At 63.4% G+C, this 13,995-nt stretch carries 14 protein-coding genes and 2 tRNA genes; 10 read left to right on the forward strand and 6 right to left on the reverse strand.

Translation table 11 applies throughout. From position 1 onward, the window contains the following. On the reverse strand, positions 1-1,821 hold a 1,821-nt coding region (locus AB4074_RS23675; protein ID WP_441415576.1), incomplete at its 3' end, for a fibronectin type III domain-containing protein. A 162-nt stretch (positions 1,822-1,983) separates the two neighbouring features. Next, complete coding sequence (locus AB4074_RS23680) at positions 1,984-2,754, reverse strand: MBL fold metallo-hydrolase (protein WP_441415577.1); 771 nt, start codon at positions 2,752-2,754, stop codon at positions 1,984-1,986. A 208-nt stretch (positions 2,755-2,962) separates the two neighbouring features. On the opposite strand from AB4074_RS23680, the gene AB4074_RS23685 reads away from it, so the two are divergent. Continuing rightward, positions 2,963-3,035, forward strand: a tRNA-Asn gene (locus tag AB4074_RS23685). 106 nt (positions 3,036-3,141) lie between these two features. Here AB4074_RS23685 and AB4074_RS23690 read toward each other — a convergent pair. The 3 genes from AB4074_RS23690 to AB4074_RS23700 are packed head-to-tail and all read right to left on the reverse strand — an operon-like array spanning position 3,142 to position 5,078. Next, on the reverse strand, positions 3,142-3,549 hold the full coding sequence (locus AB4074_RS23690) for a hypothetical protein (protein WP_059387862.1): 408 nt from the start codon (positions 3,547-3,549) through the stop codon (positions 3,142-3,144). A 60-nt stretch (positions 3,550-3,609) separates the two neighbouring features. Next, positions 3,610-3,789, reverse strand: a complete 180-nt coding sequence (locus AB4074_RS23695) for a glycine zipper domain-containing protein (RefSeq protein WP_059387861.1) — start codon at positions 3,787-3,789, stop codon at positions 3,610-3,612. Positions 3,790-3,848: 59 nt separating this feature from the next. Then, positions 3,849-5,078 carry a multidrug effflux MFS transporter gene (locus tag AB4074_RS23700; protein ID WP_441415586.1) on the reverse strand — a complete coding sequence of 410 codons (1,230 nt, stop codon included), beginning with the start codon at positions 5,076-5,078 and terminating at the stop codon, positions 3,849-3,851. Between the two features lie 178 nt (positions 5,079-5,256). Here AB4074_RS23700 and AB4074_RS23705 point away from each other — a divergent pair, with 178 nt between their 5' ends. The 6 genes from AB4074_RS23705 (at position 5,257) to AB4074_RS23730 (ending at position 10,319) form a co-directional block, all read left to right on the forward strand. Next, positions 5,257-6,105, forward strand: a complete 849-nt coding sequence (locus AB4074_RS23705; protein WP_441415578.1) for a phage holin family protein — start codon at positions 5,257-5,259, stop codon at positions 6,103-6,105. A gap of 50 nt (positions 6,106-6,155) precedes the next feature. After that, positions 6,156-6,779, forward strand: a complete 624-nt coding sequence (locus tag AB4074_RS23710) for a CDP-alcohol phosphatidyltransferase family protein (RefSeq protein ID WP_437773039.1) — start codon at positions 6,156-6,158, stop codon at positions 6,777-6,779. Then, positions 6,779-7,684, forward strand: coding sequence for a DMT family transporter (locus AB4074_RS23715; protein WP_441415579.1), 906 nt, complete (start codon positions 6,779-6,781; stop codon positions 7,682-7,684). Before AB4074_RS23710 ends, AB4074_RS23715 begins: the two co-directional genes overlap by 1 nt. Before the next feature lie 110 nt (positions 7,685-7,794). Further along, positions 7,795-8,991 carry a glycosyltransferase gene (locus tag AB4074_RS23720; RefSeq protein WP_441415580.1) on the forward strand — a complete coding sequence of 399 codons (1,197 nt, stop codon included), beginning with the start codon at positions 7,795-7,797 and terminating at the stop codon, positions 8,989-8,991. A 252-nt stretch (positions 8,992-9,243) separates the two neighbouring features. Further along, positions 9,244-9,317, forward strand: a tRNA-Ile gene (locus AB4074_RS23725). Between the two features lie 156 nt (positions 9,318-9,473). After that, positions 9,474-10,319, forward strand: coding sequence for a VOC family protein (locus tag AB4074_RS23730; protein WP_441415581.1), 846 nt, complete (start codon positions 9,474-9,476; stop codon positions 10,317-10,319). A 93-nt stretch (positions 10,320-10,412) separates the two neighbouring features. On the opposite strand, the gene AB4074_RS23735 is transcribed toward AB4074_RS23730, so the two are convergent. Beyond that, the gene (locus tag AB4074_RS23735) at positions 10,413-11,291 is read right to left on the reverse strand and encodes an SGNH/GDSL hydrolase family protein (protein WP_441415582.1); all 879 of its coding nucleotides are present in this window, start codon (positions 11,289-11,291) and stop codon (positions 10,413-10,415) included. Between the two features lie 84 nt (positions 11,292-11,375). Between AB4074_RS23735 and AB4074_RS23740 the strand changes: the two genes are divergently transcribed. From AB4074_RS23740 to AB4074_RS23750, 3 genes are all read left to right on the forward strand, one after another. Continuing rightward, positions 11,376-12,293, forward strand: a complete 918-nt coding sequence (locus tag AB4074_RS23740; protein WP_441415583.1) for an alpha/beta hydrolase — start codon at positions 11,376-11,378, stop codon at positions 12,291-12,293. 165 nt (positions 12,294-12,458) lie between these two features. Then, positions 12,459-12,854 (forward strand): RNA polymerase sigma factor, encoded by a 396-nt coding sequence (locus AB4074_RS23745; protein WP_441415584.1) that lies wholly within the window; start codon positions 12,459-12,461, stop codon positions 12,852-12,854. Between the two features lie 91 nt (positions 12,855-12,945). Then, positions 12,946-13,779, forward strand: coding sequence for a hypothetical protein (locus tag AB4074_RS23750; RefSeq protein WP_441415585.1), 834 nt, complete (start codon positions 12,946-12,948; stop codon positions 13,777-13,779). Positions 13,780-13,995: the final 216 nt, after the last annotated feature.

The raw sequence follows: 13,995 nt of genomic DNA on the forward strand, positions 1-13,995 counted from the left end.
CAGGCTGCTGTCCCCGAGCGGCTCGGCCCCGGATGCCAGGCCGAGGAGCGCCGAGCCGGTGCCGGTGTGGGCGGTGGTGGAGGCCACGGGTGCCCGGGCCCCGCCGGTGGTCCAGGACGTGAGCCCGGATTCGAACCCGCCGTTGGTGACGCCGGGAACCGGCGCGGTGGGAGTGACCGGGGCCGAGRCCGCGGAGGGCGCGGACGTCCCGACGACGTTGGTGGCCGTGACCGTGAACGTGTAGGCCGTGCCGTTAGTCAATCCGGTGACGGTCGTCGTCGTCGCGGGCGGGTTACCGGTAACCGTCACCGGAGCCAAAGCCGTGCCACCGGACGAAGGCGTCACGGCATACGAGGTGATCGGGGACCCGCCGTTGGCCGGCGCCGTCCAGGACACTGACGCAGAGGCGTTCCCCGCCGTCGCGGTCACGCCTGTTGGCGCGGCAGGTGCGGTCGGCGCCGTCGGGGTGACGGGAGCCGATGCGGCTGACGGCGCGGACGTCCCGACGGCGTTGGTGGCCGTGACCGTGAACGTGTAGGCCGTGCCGTTAGTCAATCCGGTGACGGTCGCCGTCGTCGAGGGCGGACTTCCGGAGACCGTCACCGGAGCCAAAGCCGTGCCACCGGACGAAGGCGTCACGGCATACGAGGTGATCGGGGACCCGCCGTTGGCCGGCGCCGCCCAGGACACCACCGCCGAGGCGTTGCCCGCCGTCGCGCCCACGCCGGTTGGTGCGGCAGGCGCCGTCGCGGCGGCAGCTACAGTTACCGCGTGCGTGACGGTCCCTGTGAGGCCGGAGTTATCGGTCACCGTCAGCTTCACTTGGTACGTTCCCGCCGTGGCGTAGGTGTGCGAAGGCTTCACGCCGGTGCCTGCCGGGGAGCCGTCGCCGAAGTCCCAGCTGTAAGAGGCCACAGTCCCGTTCGGATCGGTCGAAGTCGAACCGTCAAACGTGGCTGTGAGACCCGCCGTCGAGGATGTGAAGGCGGCTACCGGGGGCTGGCTGGGCACGTTGCCCAAGGCCTGGGCGACCGTTTGAACGGACGTGGTTCCGTTGGCCGTTCTCGCAGCCAGCCACGTGACAAAAGTCTTGAAGAGATTGGGATCGATGGTCAAAGTGGGATCTGTCCCGACGGCGATGTGGTGGAAGGTCAGCTGGACCCAGCCCCCTCCCGGTTCCGCGTTCGTCACCAGGTCCTCGAGGTTCTGCAGCGTCCACGTGCTGTCGACTTCGTCCGGTGCCGCCGTGTTATATGGATTGGCCGGGGGGAGGGTTTCCGCGAAGGGGCAGCCAGAGCAGCTCGCGGGCGAACGGATGTCACCCAAATTGCGCGCACTGGCAAAACCGCAGTTCTTCACGATTTGCTCGACGGAAGAGTTTTCGGCGGCGAAGGGATAGGCGAAATTGGTGGCGTTGAATCCCCAGCTGGCGAGCGTGGTCCGCCCGCCGCAAACCTCGTTGGTTGCGGCCGAAGTGGACAACGTGGTGAGGTCCGGGTGGGTGATGGTGTGGCCGCCGATCTCGTTGCCATCCGCGGCGATGCTGTTCAGGTTGGCACGGGTGAGCCATGACGGATTATCGATCCAGCTGGTCGTAATGAAGAAGGTGCCGTGCAATCCGAGCGACTTCAGTAACTGTTCGGCCGGGAGCTGATCGGCATTGCCGTCGTCGAAGGTCAGGCTGATGATTGTTTTCGGAAGTGCCGCACGCGCGGCAGGCGCCAAGTAGACAGCGGAGTAGCCCAGCAAGAACAGCACGGACGCGGCCGTGGCCCAGCGGAACCACGTGGGCCGCCGGAACAGTATGGTCAGGAGCCGCATCGGCTTCCCCTTTTTCTGAACAGACCGGGTCAGAATCCCCAGGTCCGGAGCCTATTGGTTATCCATCGCACGGGTTAAGAGTGGGTGGTACCCGTTTTAGACCCGGTCTCCCGCTCGTCCACTCAGGCTCCGATGCGCGTATCCGGCCCCAAGGCCGCCGACTCAAGCGAAAGGGGAGTACCTTCCCTCTGAGACGAGTTCGATTGTCCCGTCGAGCACGCTCACCACTGGCCCGTGACCCGGCAGGATGGTCTCAGCGCCCAATTGCCTAAGCACCTCAACGCTGGCCAAGGTCTCCGCCGGGCGGTGATGGAAGACAGCGGGCAACAACTGCGGACCGCGGACCGGACTGACGGCGTGGCCCGTGACGAGCGCGTCCCCGGTGACCACGGCCTTGGCTGAAGGGACGAAGAAGGACACGTGGCCGCTGGTGTGCCCGCCGGTGGCGACGACCCGGGGAGATCCCGGGAGCCCGTCGAGAATGCCCTGGGTCATCGCGGCGACGCCCGGGACCGCGACGTCGGACAAGCCCCCCGAGCGGATGGCGTGTACCGCCCACGCGCCGACCCTCGGGCGGAGGATCCGCGATCCAAGATCTTTAACCGTGACTTGTTCCAGGACCTCCCGGCGGATGTTCGGCAACTCCGCATGGGACGCAAATACCGGAATACCCATCGCGGATATTCTGGCGGCATTGCCGATGTGATCCGAGTGACCATGCGTCAGGAGAACTCCGGCAGCATTTTCCATAGCCAGCCCAAGGAAATTCATGCTCGATTGGAGCAATGGCCAGTTCCCGGGATAGCCCGTGTCAATGAGGGTGAATTCCTTGCCCCGCTTGAGGATCGTCCAGTTGACGGCAGGCCCTTGGACGAAGAAGACGTGCTCGGCAACTTCCGTCACGTTGTCCTCGGCTGACCAGTTCTTAGGCATGCTTCCTTCTGTTCCTTTCCGTCACGGATGCGTTTCGGAGGCTCCACGTATGCGCCTCAGGCGCGCCGGACTATCCTATCCTCGGTGAGGGCGTCGGCTCCGCGGCATTTGGCGATACCCGGGAGGGGTATTCTGCTGCCCTTCTCGCAGGGTCCGGGGCTCGATTTCACTTGAGGCAAAACCTTTGCTAAAGTCATAACCGCTTCATTCCTCCGTAGCTCAATTGGCAGAGCATTCGACTGTTAATCGAAGGGTTACTGGTTCAAGTCCAGTCGGAGGAGCGCAAAGGTCCCGCACCGGTTTTGTTGGTGCGGGACCTGTTTTTTTGCCTCGGTTTGTCTGATTTTGCGCAATTGCTCGAATGGGCAGATTCTCATCGCCAAGTCGTCAAACGAAATCCATTTCCACTTGAAGGAATCTCGCTGCCTCGGCCACGGCGGACTGGAAGGCGTCATCTTCGGTGGGCGGCGTCCTCGGCTCCCGCGGGTGCCATTCGTGCGCGGCGGAGTGGACGCGGGTGAATCCGCCGCCAGGTGGTGCGTAGAAGATTCCGAAGCGTTGGACGGGCCATTCGGGGGAGGTCTCCGGAGCCACGAGCAGGGCCGCGCCGTTTGTCGGATTGAACCACTGCGCTATCGGCCGGCGGCGGTCCTCGGTGAAGAGCCCGGCCGCGTAAAGGGCCGCGGATTGCGGACTTGTCACGGTGCATAGACGATCCCACCACAGCGGCAGGATGCCATCATCCTTGCGCTGCCATGGGGCTGGAATAGGCTGTAGTTCCTGCCAACGGGGCACATCTCAACTTTATCGCCGGGCCATGACCGGCAACAGGCCTCGAAGCAACGGAAGGCCTGCTTAGTCCCGTTTCCATGGCCCGGGATTGATCCTGTAGAGGATTGCGGAACCGACGACGGCGCCCAGCAGTGCTCCGAACACAGGGTTTCCGGCCCCACGGCCCAGCAGGAAGCCGACGACGGCGCCAAGCACCGCTCCGAGGAAAAGTCCCCTGCCGTTGCGGTGCGGTTTGCGCGTCATGGTTTGAGCCTACTTCTCCGTGCCGACGTCCGGGCTTCTCGAATCAGTGGACAGCTGCATCAGTGGATGGAGGGGACGGACCGGGGCCGCACGATGAGCCAGAGGGTCGCCACGGCGCCTGCAAGGCACACGGCCTGGACGGCCCCCATGGGAACGGCAGAACCGACGCCCAGCCAGCCAACCACGGGTGGGATGATGCCGGCCATCAGGAAGTTCGAGGCACCCAGCAGGGAGGCCGCGGTTCCGGCCTGCGCGCCATGGTTAGCCAGGGCAATCACCTGGACGCAGGGGAACATGAACCCGGTGGCAAGGATGTAGAACCACAATGGGACCATGACGCCCAATAGGCCGAAGCCGAGCAGATCGAACACCACAATCAAAAGGGCCATGAGCAGCATCCAGGCCGTGGCGAACGCCATGATCCATTGGGGTGCCACCCGCCGGATGACCCTGGAGCTGATCTGGACGCCAGCGACGATGCCCAAGGAATTGACACCGAACAGCAGGCCGTATTCCTGCGGGGAGAAGTTGTATACCTGTTGAAACAGGAAAGTGGACGCGGATAAGTAAGCAAACAGTCCGCCGAAGTTGAACCCGCCTACGAGCAGCATCCCGACGAAAATCCGGTCGGCGAACACGGCCCTGTAGCGTTGGCCCGCCGTCGACGTCGTCTGCCGGCGGAGTTCGGCAGGATACGTTTCCCGGATAAGGAAAACCGCGGCAATGAACACGAGGATTCCGTAGCTCGCCAGGAAGTAGAAGATCCCGGGCCATGGCATCACCAACAGCAGTTGTGAACCGATGATAGGAGCCAAAATGGGCGCCAGGCCATTCACCAGCGACATGCGGGAGAACATCCGCACCATGGCGTAGCCCGCGAAGAGGTCCCGGACCATCGCCATGGCCACTACGCCACCGCCGGCTGCACCGACGCCCATGAGGACGCGGAAGAGGGCAAGTGTGCTGATGTCCGTGGACAGCGCGGCGCCGAGGGAAGACCCGATGTGCAGGGCGGTTGCCAGGATCAAGGGCATGCGGCGCCCGAACTTGTCGCTGAACGGACCCACCATCAATTGGCCAATGGCGAAGCCCACCGTTGTGCCGGTGAGTGTGAGTTGGATCGCAGCCGCTGACACGTCGAAATGATGCTCCAGCGCGGGAAACGCCGGCAAATAGAGATCCACTGTGAATGGACCCAAGGCGGTCAATGCGCCAAGTAGCAGGATATAGAGGAGTTTTTCGCGTCGACTAAGGGAATCGCCCGGTACAGGGGGAGTGTTCACGATTATCAATCCTATGTGCGACAGATCATATTTATCAGCGATGGCGGGGGCGCGCCGCAGGACCGCCCCGGAAGTTGGGGCTGAAGCTGAATGGTAGTTTTGTGGACAGGTGCGCGTGGGCGGCTGTATTCGTCTCCGTGCCGGAGCCTGGTAGGAGCAAGATGGAAGCAGTGAGGCGGAACCTATGAGTGGACGTCACAGCGGCCGGGCTGGCCAACGCCCGGGCATTTCGGCGTTGCCGAACACCCTGAAACTTGCAGCCCGGCTCGCGCCGCGGCAGCTCAACGACGAAATCAGCCTGGCCAAGCTTGAACTTAAGGGCAAAGGCAAACAGCTGGGTGTTGCCGGCGCTTTCGCTGGCGTTGCGCTGATCTTTCTCTCTTTGCTCGTCATCGCTTTGGTTGTGGCGGCAATCTTGGGCCTGGCCACGGTCATGCCACCGTGGCTGGCTGCGCTTGTGGTTGCGGCCGCGTTCCTTTTGATCATTCTTATCGGGGCACTCGTCGCATTCCGCGGGTTCAAAGGCGCCATGCCGCTTGTGCCTGAGAAGACCATCCGCGGCATCAAGCACGATCTCGGCATAGTCAAGGAGGGCACTTCTTTCGATGCCAGCATCCTCGACCCCTCGTCGGAAGCCTACAAGGCAGTGGAGGCAGCGAAAGCCGCCGCAGCTGAGAAAGCCAAGGCTGAAAAAGCCGCCAAGGCAGAAGCACACAAAGCAGAGCAACCCCCCGCCCCAAGCGAAGCTGAGCTGCTCCGCCGTCTGGAGCAGCGCCGCGAGCACCTCGCCGACGTTCGCGATCAGCTCGGCGTCGAGCTCGACGTCAAGACCCAGGGAAAGGTCCTCCGCGACGTTGCCGGGCAAAAGCTCGACGACGGACGCCGGTTCGCTGCCGACAAGCTCGCAGATTTCAGTGAGAAAGTTCCTGCCGGACTGCCGGAGCGGCTCGCCGCGCGCTGGAAAGAGCTGTTTCTCTTCGCCGCTTCCGCCACGGTGGCCGCAGTAGGACTGCGGAAGCTGTTCAAGAAGTAATCGGGACGGCAAGCAGCAGCGTCAGCTGCGGACTACGGAAAGGGGGACAGGTGAGGTTCATCGGTGCAGGCGCACGCCCGGGCCAGCCACAGATCGACCACGATCTCATCTTCACTGTCCCCAATTTCCTGACCGTGTTGCGCTTCATGGGCGTCCCGCTGTTCGTGTGGCTGGTGCTGTGGCAAAGAGAATACGGTTTCGCCGTACTGGTTCTTGCCATCATGGGCGGCACTGACTGGGTGGATGGCTACGTCGCGCGGCGTTTCAACCAAACCTCCAAACTGGGCCGCATCCTCGATCCCGTCGCGGACCGCCTGGCACTCATCGCCGTCGCTGTCACGCTCGCCATCGCCGGTGTGGTGGATTGGTGGTACCTGGCCGCCCTCGTGGTGCCCGACGTCGTGCTTGCCACTGCGTCATTGTTCTATTTCCATAGCCACCCCGACCTCCCGGTGAGCCGGATCGGTAAGATCAGGACCGCGTTCCTGCTCCTGGGCACGCCTCTTCTGGTCCTCTCGAGGCTCGCGATTCCCTACACCGGTGTGTACTTCGTGATCGCATGGATCTGCCTGGGCCTGGGGCTGCTGGGGCACTGGGTGGCGGCCTACAACTATTTCTGGGCAATCCTCCGTAAGGGCAAAGAACTCAAAGCCAACGACGGCGGTCGCAGCTGATGGCCTGGTTCGCAGTCCTTCTTGCGGTGCTTGGCGCCTTCTGCCTCGCCATTGGCGCCCAGCGCCAGGGCAGCGCGGTCAAGGCCGATACCGGTGGCCTCGCCCTCAGTTCCCAGGGTTTCCTGAGGCTTCTCCGAAATCCGAGGTGGGTGCTCGGCCTGCTGTTGCTTGCCTTGGGCATGTGCATGAACGCCATTGCCTTGGTGTCGGCACCCCTGACGGTGGTGCAGCCCATTGGAGCCATCGCGTTGGTCATCACCACGGTGGTCAACGCCAAGGACCAGGGACTCAGTATCAACCGCGGCACGGTGGTGGCGATCTCTGCTTGCGTGACTGGCTCGGCGATGTTCGTCCTGCTGGCTGTCAACGCCACCCAGGAGAACCACCACGTCAGCGGCGAGGACGAAATAACCATCGTGCTCCTGTTGACCCTCGCCGTCGGGCTTTTTGGAACGTTGGCTGTCATGTTCCGGCACCGCTTGAGTGCTTTCGTGTACATCCTGGGAGCGGGGGTGTTGTTCGGATTCGTCGCGGTGCTGACGCGCATCATCGGCCGGCACCTGCTGGACCCGAACGGGCACTTTTTGCTTAACGTTCAGTGGTACACAGTGGTGGCAATCGCCGCCGCCGGCGGGCTCGGCTCGTGGTTCGTGCAGAGTGCCTACTCCGGTGGGCCGCCGGATTTGGTGATCGCAGGGCTGACTGTGGTGGACCCCATTGTCGGAATTGCCATCGGGATCGCAATTTTGGGTGAGCTTCGTCCCGATGTCCACGCCGTGCTTGCAATCGGCATGGCCGTGGCCGCTTCCCTTGCTATCGTGGGGGTTATTGCCCTGAGCCGGCACCATCCCGAGGTCACCAAGCGAAAACGTGACGCGAAGGCGGCTGCAAGCCGGAAGGCCTAGGGCAAAGTTCGACAACCGTGCCCCGCACACCCGCGGCAGGCAACCGGCGAAGACACCGCAGGGCCAAACGTTTTGCGATGTTCGCACCGTGACCATCAGGAGTTCTCCACGTGACTGTTCCCGAAACCAACAAACCCCTCACCATCCTGATCGCGGCGGAGACCTACCGCCCGCAGGTCAACGGTGCTGCACAGTTCGGGTACCGGCTTGCCAAAGGCATGAAGGCGCGGGGGCACAACGTCCATGTGCTGGCCTGCCGGGCGGACAACGGCAAGAGCTTCACCGAGTTCGGGGATGAAGGCACCGTGCACCGCTTGAAGTCCCACGGAGTCTTTACGCACGAGTACTTTCGCATCTGCTACCCCTGGGAAATCAAGAACGACATTCGGATGCTCTTCGACAAGGTGCAGCCCGACGTCGTTCACATCCAAAGCCACTACATGATCGGCGAACACGTTCTCTACGAGGCGAAGAAGCGGGGCATCCGGATCATCGCCACCAACCACTTCATGCCCGAAAACCTGAACCCGTTCTTGCCGTTCCCGCAGTGGTTCAAGGACATCATCGGGCGGGTCTCGTGGAAAGACATGGGCAAAGTCATGGGCCAGGCCGATGTCGTCACTACTCCCACGCCGCTGGCCGCGAAGGCCATGCACCAGCACGCTTTCCTCCGCAAGGTCCTGCCTCTGTCCAACGGTATTGACGCGGCGGCGTATGAACTGGCGCCGGGCGAAGAAATCGAGCCGCATGCCAACCCCACCGTTCTCTTCGTCGGCCGCCTTGCTGAAGAAAAGCATGTGAACGTCCTGATCGACGCCGTCTCCAAAACACCCGCCGAACTCAACGTGCATCTTGAAATCGTCGGCGGCGGAGAGGTTCGTGCCGCACTGGAGGCCCAAGCCAAGCGCCTGGGCCTAGGCGAGCGGGTCAAGTTCCTGGGCCTCGCCAGCGATGAGGACCTGAGGAAGGCGTACATTCGTGCTGACCTGTTCTGCATGCCCGGAACCGCCGAACTGCAGTCCCTCGTGACGCTCGAGGCGATGTCGGCGTCGACGCCGGTTCTTCTCGCCAACGCGATGGCCCTGCCGCACCTCGTGCGTGAAGGCGAGAACGGGCATCTGTTCACGCCTGGGGACAGCAATGAGCTGGCAGCCCGGATCACCGAGCTCTTCCGTCTGCCAGCCGGCGAACTCGAAGCCATGGGCAAGGCCAGTCGCGCCATGGTGGAGCCGCACAGTATCCAAGGCACATTGCAGACGTTCGAGGACCTGTACCGCGGTGCGGGCTATGAGGACAAGGTCATCTAGCCAGCCGGACCGGGCGTAGTCTCTCGCTTGGCTCAAGCGACCGAAGTGAATTCCCCACCTTTCGGAGACCGAACCGACCACAATCACGGATTCATAAGGTTTCGGAGGTTCGATCAGGACCAAAACCGGGGAACTTCAGCGCCCCCTCCGTGGTTTTCGTTATTGTCGGTGCGTCTGGGCCTTTGAGATGACTATTATTGCTAGAGTGTTTTGGCCCGGGAAGCTTCCTATGGAAGCCCTTGGGCACTCTACGGGGCTATAGCTCAGCTGGTTAGAGCGCGGGACTCATAATCCTAAGGTCCTCGGTTCAAGTCCGAGTAGCCCTACCCGAAAAGAGCCCCTGAGCTGCGGAAACGCAGATCGGGGGCTCTTTCGTCAGAGTGGCCAAGCTGAGCCGAAGCGAAGGCTGCGCCTGAGTGGAGCACCGAACGAAGTTTTGGATGGGAGTACTCAGACAGATCCTCGTTCGCTAGGCTTTCGCCATGGACGGAAGCGAGACAATGACACACCGGACCTACCCGCACGGCGTCCCGTGTTGGATCGACACCGAGCAGCCCGACGTCGAGGCGGCCGCTGAGTTCTACGGCGGAATCTTCGGTTGGACGTTCGAGGACGCCATGCCGCCGGGAGCGCCGGGCCGTTACTTGATAGCCAAGCTCGACGGCCAGGATGTCGGCGGAATGGTCAGCGCCCGGGAGGGTGCCGCGGCGTGGAACACCTACGTTTCCGTCGATGACGCGGAGGACGCCGCGCAGCGACTGGTGTCGGTCGGCGCCACGGTCCTGTCGGCGCCTGCCGATGCGGGCGACGGCGGCCGTAGTGCGGCGCTGGCAGATCCGCAGGGAGCCGAGTTCCGCATTTGGCAGGCGAAGCGACGGCTGGGGGCACAGGTGGTCAATCAGCCGGGGGCCTGGAACTTCAGCGATATTCACACGTCTGATCCCAGCGCAGCGATTGCGTTCTACCAGGACGCGTTTGGCTGGCAGGTCGACGACCTCGGCTTCGCGATGCTGATCCGCAGGCCCGGTTACGGGGACCACCTTGAAGCGACAGTGGATCCTGGCATCAGGGCACGGCAATCGGGCGTGGCCACCCCGTCTGGCTTTGAGGACGCGATCGCCTGGATCGCCGCGACCACCCCTGACGAACCGTCGCGCTGGCATGTTTCATTCACCGTCGCTGACCGGGACCAGACAGTCGCTGACGCCAAGCGACTCGGTGCTCAGGTCCTCAGGCAAGACGACACTAGGTGGACGCGCGCGGCACTGATCCGCGACCCCCAGGGCGCCGAATTCACTGCCAGCCAGTTCACGCCGCCGTCAGGCTAAACCGCAAGTCTGCAGGCGCGCGAGTCACGCCGTCTGTCCCTGTACCGCTTCGCAGCCGCCCAAGTTCAGGGCGGGGTAAAGGTCCTGATGTAGCTAGTTAGTTGGCGTTGGATCGTTTCCCACGAACGTCCCGGGCGGCATCCAGGCGCCGAACACGGGGCCGGGATCCGGCCGCTTTGCGTGCCGCCCATCGTCGGAGACTCTTTGCTTGAGACGTTGCAGGACCCACGGGAACAGGTGCTCGCGTGCCCAGACAATGTCATCGGTCCTTGCTTCGCGCCAGCCGCGCCCGGGTAGGTCTTTCGGAGTCATCGGTTCCAAGGTATGGGCGACGTTGAGGGTATCCAGCACCATGATGGCGATGGTGTGCTGTCCCAAGGGGGAAAAGTGCAGCCGGTCCGGATCCCACATTCGTGGGTGGGTGAGTTGACGCAGGGCCCAGAGGTCGGCGATTACCGCATCGTGGCGTGCGGCGATGGTGCGCAGGTTCTCGTTGAAGATGGCCACCCTGGCGCGGGTGTGTCCCAGCACGGGCGTAGCGCCCCAGTCCGGTCCGGCGAACAGCACAACCGTTGCGCCGGCAGCAGCGAGGAGTTGCACGCCGGCGTCCACCCGGACGGCGAGTTTGTCGGGATCGCTTCTGCGGAAGATCAGGTCATTGCCCCCGGCATTGAGAGTGATCAGATCCGGCTGCAGGGCAAGTGCAGGGCCGACCTGGTCATCCAGGATCTGATGGAGCAACCGTCCGCGGACCGCCAGATTCGCGTAAGCGAAATCGTCGTGTCCGGCGCTCAGTTCTTCCGCGACCCGGTCCGCCCAGCCTCGCAAGCCCCCAGGGCTGCGAGGCTCCGGATCTCCTACCCCTTCGGTAAACGAATCACCCAGAGCCACATAACGGCTCCACGGGTGCAGGCGGGCGCCGGAAACAACGGGGCCACCCTGCGCCGGACTATCGGCGCTGGGAGCGTTCATCCCTCCATACTGCTCCTGCCAGGCCGAACGCGCCACGGTGGCCGCTCTTCTTCGCTCGCCGGATGCGCATCCTAGAGTTATCCTGTGAGCTTCGAATTGCCCTCGCTGATCAATCCTGAACTGTGGCCACTCGTCGATGAATCCCGCGCTTTCTACGCCCGGCGGCCGGCTGGCCGTGGCCCGGGCAGTCGGGAAGAGCTGCTCGCATTCCGAGCGAGAGCGGCGGCACCTGCGGAGTGCGATCCACGGCCAATCGCAGAACTGGCAAGCGCACATGGCCGAAGCGTTCCGGTGCGGATCCACGTGCCGGCCAGCGCCCCGGTGGCGGGCGTATTCCTCGAAGTCCACGGCGGCGGCTTTTACATGGGCTCGGCCGCCGGAAGCGACGTTCGCAACAGGCGGCTTGCGGATGCGCTGGGTATTGCAGTGGTCAGCGTGGATTATCGACTCGCTCCGGAGCACCCGTGGCCTTCCGCACCCGACGACTGCGAGACAGCAGTGCTGTGGCTGGTGGAGCATGCCGAACGCCGTTTTGGCTCAGCCAAACTCGCTATCGGTGGCTTTTCTGCGGGGGCGACGCTGGCGGTGTCTACGCTTGTGCGGTTGCGCGACCGCGGGGTCACGGCATTCAGCGGCGGGGTGCTGCAGTTCGGCACTTATGACCTCGCTGCGAAGACGCAGGCCGGACGCCTGATCGCCGACGAGTATTTTCTCGACGCCTATGCTGGGACCGCTCAGGATCGCACACACCCCGACCTCTCGCCGCTCTTCGCCGAGCCCGCGGGCCTACCGCCGATCCTGATCGCGATCGGCAGCGACGACATCCTCCTGGAAGACAATCTCGCCATGGCCACACGGCTGTCGGTCGCCGGTGTCGAGGTCGATCTGCGAATTTATCCTGCCTCCCCCCACGGCTTCACCGGGCACGCGACGCCGATGGCACGGGCCGCCCTCGAACACATCGACGCATGGCTTCGGGTTCGGCTGGGCCCAGCAGACTGAATCGCTCAGCCGGGACGACCACGCGGGTCGATTCCGGCACCAATGCGCAAGGTGCGACACACTTGGGCGGGTGGCAGACAGGTATAGAGCATGAGGCACCCTTCCAAAGCTCCTGACCGGGAGCGCACCTTCAGATTGCTGTATGAACTGGTCTACCCAGAGCTCATGAGATTTGTTCAACGCCGCGCCCACCCTGACCACGCCGAAGACGTCGTCGCCGACGCATTCCTTGTCGTGTGGCGCCGCCTCGATGAGTTGCCGAGCAGCCATGGTGACGCGAGGGCATGGATCTTCGGCATTACGCGAAACATTCTGCTAAACACACACCGGGGCGAACGGCGTCGATTAGCACTCGGTGTTCGTCTCGCAGACTCCGCCGCTCTGGCCTACCTCGACGAGGACGCTGACCCGATCGTGAATCGCGTGGACCTAGGCAGGGCATGGCGTGCGCTATCGGAGATTCATCAGGAGGCCTTGGGCCTTGTTGTCTTCGAAGACCTCAAAGCACCACAGCAGCCGCAGTACTCGGCATCTCACCGGTCGCCTTCCGTCTGCGAGTGAGCCGCGCCCGCCGAGCCCTTCGCCTCCTCCTCGAACACCTACCCCGGCAGTCCCGCACACCTGCGGCTTCTTTCGAAAGGACAACCACGCCATGACGCGCAATCAAGAGATCGATACTCTGCTTCGATCACTGGACGCCGCGGACCACAGGGGCCCCGTCGACAGCGAAAGGGCCGACGCCGATCTTCTCCGCATCTTGTCCACCGACCCGGCGGAGACACCATCCGAGCGCCCCTCGATGAGGACCGCTGCCCGCAATCGTAGGCCTCAAAGCAGCAGATGGACCTCCCGCAGGGTCGCAGTGGTCGGAGGAATGGTGGCGGTAGTCACTGCAGGCCTGGTTGTCGTGCCGTCCTTGTCAGGCGGGGATCCTGCGTTTGCCAGCTGGACGCCCGTTCCTGCCGGGATGACTGAAACTGAACGTGCCAGTGCCGCCGCGGAGTGCCGCGAATCCAAGAAGAATGTAGGGGATGGAATGTACGCTGACGACGTCGAATCGGCTGCGGTGACGATTGCCGAGCGGCGCGGCGTGTGGACCACGGTGGTGCTCACGGGTGAGGGCGGGTTCTCGGCGCTGTGTATTACCGATGACGCCGTCAGTCTTTTCGGTAAGGGCATGATCGGATTGGTTGGAAAGTCCATCCCTCACATGGTTCCCGGCCCGCGTGAGATGACCGCCACGGCTCTAGGGACGGGAACCATGAGCGCAGGCGACATTTCCTTGGCGGCCGGCATCGCGGGCTCTGACATTCTCTCAGTCGTCTATAGAAGCCGGACCCACGGGGACGTGACAGCGACCGTGTCCCGGGGACACTTCGCCTTGTGGCTGCCGGGAGACGAACTGCGGAACGCGTCGAGCGAGGGCGCCGAGGTCGAAGTGACCTACCAAGACGGCACCACGGGAACGAGTCGTCTGACCCTTTAGGACAACCAGACACGTGAGGGGCCCGTTCGCCCGAAACAAAAGAAACCCCTGACGCGCGGAAGCGCGGCTTGGGTTCTAGCGGTCGTTGCAACACCCCAGATTTTCGGGAGTTGCAACGACCGTGTCGTCTTCAAATCAAGAATCTTCTTTAAGGGGAAAATCGGGTCCCGTGCCCGCGCCGCCACAGAAGAACACCTACAGGCGGTACTCACAGGC

The sequence above is a fragment of the Arthrobacter sp. 2MCAF14 genome (genome assembly GCF_052115645.1).
Lineage (GTDB): Bacteria > Actinomycetota > Actinomycetes > Actinomycetales > Micrococcaceae > Arthrobacter.

Bases quoted from the DNA above. Each gene is read 5' to 3' on its own strand.
- AB4074_RS23715 (WP_441415579.1), top strand. From the start codon at position 6,779: ATGGCCTGGTTCGCAGTCCTTCTTGCGGTGCTTGGCGCCTTCTGCCTC.
- AB4074_RS23705 (WP_441415578.1), top strand. From the start codon at position 5,257: ATGAGTGGACGTCACAGCGGCCGGGCTGGCCAACGCCCGGGCATTTCG.
- AB4074_RS23750 (WP_441415585.1), top strand. From the start codon at position 12,946: ATGACGCGCAATCAAGAGATCGATACTCTGCTTCGATCACTGGACGCC.
- AB4074_RS23695 (WP_059387861.1), bottom strand. From the start codon at position 3,789: ATGACGCGCAAACCGCACCGCAACGGCAGGGGACTTTTCCTCGGAGCG.
- AB4074_RS23745 (WP_441415584.1), top strand. From the start codon at position 12,459: ATGAGATTTGTTCAACGCCGCGCCCACCCTGACCACGCCGAAGACGTC.
- AB4074_RS23735 (WP_441415582.1), bottom strand. From the start codon at position 11,291: ATGAACGCTCCCAGCGCCGATAGTCCGGCGCAGGGTGGCCCCGTTGTT.
- AB4074_RS23680 (WP_441415577.1), bottom strand. From the start codon at position 2,754: ATGCCTAAGAACTGGTCAGCCGAGGACAACGTGACGGAAGTTGCCGAG.
- AB4074_RS23730 (WP_441415581.1), top strand. From the start codon at position 9,474: ATGGACGGAAGCGAGACAATGACACACCGGACCTACCCGCACGGCGTC.